Origin of the sequence: Aeromicrobium sp. Leaf272 (assembly GCF_001422865.1) — a bacterium.
Taxonomy (GTDB): domain Bacteria; phylum Actinomycetota; class Actinomycetes; order Propionibacteriales; family Nocardioidaceae; genus Aeromicrobium.
In genome coordinates, this window is the sequence record NZ_LMMY01000010.1 from 128,768 (window position 1) to 132,491 (window position 3,724).

Annotated in this window: 3 protein-coding genes and 1 pseudogene; 2 read left to right on the plus strand and 2 right to left on the minus strand. The window is 71.5% G+C overall.

Features of this window, described 5'->3' with window-relative positions; genetic code table 11:
• Positions 1 to 197 precede the first annotated feature (197 nt).
• Positions 198 to 695: a hypothetical protein gene (locus ASF38_RS05900; RefSeq protein ID WP_056552394.1), complete on the minus strand. Its 498-nt coding sequence runs from the start codon at positions 693 to 695 to the stop codon at positions 198 to 200.
• 113 nt (positions 696 to 808) lie between these two features.
• Between ASF38_RS05900 and ASF38_RS05905 the strand changes: the two genes are divergently transcribed.
• Positions 809 to 1,468 (plus strand): LysM peptidoglycan-binding domain-containing protein, encoded by a 660-nt coding sequence (locus tag ASF38_RS05905; protein ID WP_056574377.1) that lies wholly within the window; start codon positions 809 to 811, stop codon positions 1,466 to 1,468.
• Positions 1,465 to 1,956 (plus strand): Rv3235 family protein, encoded by a 492-nt coding sequence (locus ASF38_RS05910; protein ID WP_055968867.1) that lies wholly within the window; start codon positions 1,465 to 1,467, stop codon positions 1,954 to 1,956. The genes ASF38_RS05905 and ASF38_RS05910 overlap by 4 nt, the downstream gene beginning before the upstream one ends.
• Before the next feature lie 76 nt (positions 1,957 to 2,032).
• On the opposite strand, the pseudogene ASF38_RS19035 reads toward ASF38_RS05910, so the two are convergent.
• Positions 2,033 to 3,724: pseudogene (locus ASF38_RS19035) on the minus strand (preprotein translocase subunit SecA); the annotation flags it as partial.

Genomic DNA, 3,724 nt, shown 5'->3' on the forward strand with positions numbered 1-3,724 from the left:
GATCGGTGGCCGCAACCAGTGGCGGGTCGAGAAGGACCAGCTGGAGGACTACATCCAGCGCCAGTACGCCCGCGCCGAGCAGGCCGTCGCCGACCTCGGCGAGGGCGATCTGGCCGACGCCGACCTGGCGAGCGACGACGACGCGACGGTCTGATCCCCGCCTTCCGATCCTCGCCCGTCGCCGGGCCGATCCGGTCTCAGCGCGGGACCGTGACGACCGCGAGCGCCTGCAGCGGCACCAGCAGGGTCCGTTCCGCGCTGCGGACCAGCACGCCCCCGTCGACCACCTGCTCCACTCGCGCACGCAGGCTGGAGCCGTCGACACGCACGAGCAGCACCTCGTCACCGTCGTCACGCATGCGGCGGAGCACGTGGCCCCACCCCAGTCGCGCGTCCACCGACGTGAGCGCCGGCGCACGTCCGTCCGTGCGGACGCCCAGCACCGCAGCCAGCGCGACCACGTGCTCCAGCCCCCCGGCGTCGAGACGAAGGAGCTGCTCGTTGACCAGCCCCACGGTCCCGCCGAGCCGACCTGCCCCGGCGACCTCGACCTCCACCTGACCGCCGAGCAGCTCGCGCCACGGCGTCCGTGACCACTCCTCGTCGCGCAGCTCGGCCACCATCGCGTCGCGCTCGACCAACGCGTCGTCGTCCGCGGCGGCCTCGAGGTCGGCGAAGAGTCGGTCCCAGCGCATGGCAGCACCGTAGCGCGGGCACGGGCGTCCGACCCCTGTGCAAGAACCCTTGACGACAGGATACGAACGACCTTCACTGTCATCAAACGTCGTCAAACGCAAGGAAACGACCGATGCGCCTGTCACGGACCGGCTTCGCCACCTGGAGCCTCGCCCTCACCTCGCTCGTCTTGCGCCTGCCGCACGTCCCCACCACCGTCGACCAGCTCTCCTCGCCGTCGTTCCCCGTGGCCCTGGGCGCGCTCGTCGAGCTGGGCCTGCTCGCCGTCGCGACGTGGACGTCGCTGGCCCTGGGCGCGTGCGTCCTGGGCGGCGGTGCGGCCCGAGCCGCCGGACGCCTGGTCCCCCGCGCCCTGCGCGGCATCCTGCTCGCCGGGGTCGTCACCGGGTTCGGGATCGGCACCGCCCACGCCGGCGTCGACCATCCTCGTCCGGATCGGCAGACGACCGACCAGGGTGCCCTGCCCCGGTCCGACACCGGGCACCGCACCACCGGTGTCGGACTCGACGGACTGTCGCTGCCCGACCGGCCGGTGCTCGTGGCCCCGGTCGAACCGTCGGCACCTCCGCCACAGGGACGCGAGATCGTGCTCGTCGCCCCCGGCGACACCCTCTGGTCCATCGCGGCACGCTCGCTCGGGCCCTCGGCCCACGACGGCGAGATCGCCGACGCGGCGAGGCGGTGGTACCTCGCGAACCTCGAGGTCATCGGCTCCGACCCCGACCTCATCCGTCCCGGCCAGCATCTGGTGGCCCCCGGAGGAGCAGCATGAGGGCCGCGACCGAGCTCCGGACCCCGGCGCGCTTCATCACCGACGAGGACGCGCTCCCCACCCAGCTGCCCCTGCCACTGCCCGGTTCACCCTCGTCCGTGGTCCCCGTCCCACGGACCCGCGACGGCGAGGAGCTCGCACGGCAGCTGCGCGCGCCGATCGCCCGCTTCATGCAGGGGCTCACCGAGGTGCTCTGCGGGGGCCGACCGGCCCGTCAGCTGTCGGCCTGGATGACGCCCGACGCCCACGCGGCCCTCGTCACGGCGCTGGCGGGCGAGCGCTCCGGACGACCCCGACGTCGCGACGAGCGCGCCGTCGGCGGACGCCTGGCGTCCGTCCACCTCAGCGTCGTGCACGCGGGCGCGGTCGAGGTCACCGGACGCATGGTGCACCGCGGGCGATCGCGCGCCGTCGCCCTGCGGCTGGAGCTCGTCACCTCGCCCCGCGGACGCCAGGTGTGGACCTGCACCGCCCTCGTCTGGGCCTAGGACCCGTCCTCGGGCCCTCGAGCCCGCGACCGGAGGAGTCCTTGCTCGCCGGGCCCTCGGACCCGGCGAGCCCGGCTCAGCGGTTGCGCTTGCGGGACTGGCGCTGCGCCTTGGTCTTCTGGCGTGCCTTGGACTTCTGCTTGGCCTGACGCTGCTTGTCGGCAGCGGGGTCCTCGTCGTCGGCGCGGACCTCGACGTCGCCGTCCTCGGACGGCGCCGAGTAGGAGAGCTTCTGCTCCGCCTTCGGCTCCAGACCCTTGGCCTGGACGTGCGGGTGGTCGTGCGTCTCGTCGACGGCGCTCTCCTCCACCTGGACGTCGAGGTTGAACAGGAAGCCCACCGACTCCTCGGCGATGCTGTCCATCATGGCGCTGAACAGGTCGAAGCCCTCGCGCTGGTACTCCACGAGCGGGTCACGCTGCGAGTAGGCCCGCAGACCGATTCCCTCGCGCAGGTAGTCCATCTCGTACAGGTGCTCACGCCACTTGCGATCGAGCACGCTCAGCACCACACGGCGCTCCAGCTCACGGGTGACCGGAGCCCCGAGCTCCTCCTCGCGGCGCGCGTAGGCGGCGAGTGCGTCCTCGGTCATGGTCTCGACCAGGCCCTCGCGGGAGAGGTGCTCGCGTCCGCCGGCCTCCTCCTCGATCTCCTCCACGGTGCGGGAGACCGGGTAGAGCGTGCGGAGGGCGGTCCACAGCTGCTCGAGGTCCCACTGCTCGGGGAAGCCCTCGGTGGCGCCGTTGACGTAGCCGGTGACGGTGTCGGTGATCATCGTCGTGACCTGGTCCTGCAGGTCGGCGCCCTCGAGCACCTTGCGGCGCTCGCCGTAGATGACCTCGCGCTGACGGCTCATGACGTCGTCGTACTTGAGGATGTTCTTGCGGGTCTCGAAGTTCTGCGACTCGACCTGGCTCTGGGCCGAGGCGATCGCACCCGTGACGCGCTTGTTCTCGATCGGCACGTCGTCGGGGATCTTCATCGTCTGGAGCACCCAGTTGACCCAGTCGGCCTTGAACAGGCGCATCAGGTCGTCCTCGAGCGACAGGTAGAAGCGCGTCTCGCCCGGGTCGCCCTGACGGCCAGAACGTCCACGCAGCTGGTTGTCGATGCGGCGCGACTCGTGGCGCTCGGTGCCGATGACAGCAAGGCCGCCGGCGTCCGTGACGGCCTGCTTCTCCTCGGCGACCTGGGCCTCGATGCGCTCGAGGGTGGCCGGCCAGGCGGCGCTGTACTCCTCGGCGTTCTCGAGCGGGTCGAGACCCTGCTTGCGCAGGGCCGCGTCGGCCAGGAACTCGACGCTGCCGCCGAGCATGATGTCGGTACCTCGACCGGCCATGTTGGTGGCGACGGTGACCGCACCGCGGTGACCTGCGACGGCGACGATGGCCGCCTCACGCTCGTGCTGCTTGGCGTTCAGGACCTCGTGCGGGATGCCGCGCTTGCGCAGCAGCTTGGAGAGTCGCTCGCTCTTCTCGACGCTCGTGGTGCCGACGAGGATCGGCTGGCCGGTCGCGTGCCGCTCCGCGATGTCCTCCACGACGGCGTCGAACTTGGCCGCCTCCGTGCGGTAGACGAGGTCGGGCTGGTCGGCACGGGCCACGGGCTTGTTGGTGGGGATGGGCACCACGCCGAGCGAGTAGGTCTTGTCGAACTCGCTCGCCTCGGTCATGGCCGTACCGGTCATGCCGCCGAGCTTGTCGTACAGACGGAAGTAGTTCTGCAGCGTGATGGTCGCCAGGGTCTGGTACTCCTCGCGGATCCGGAC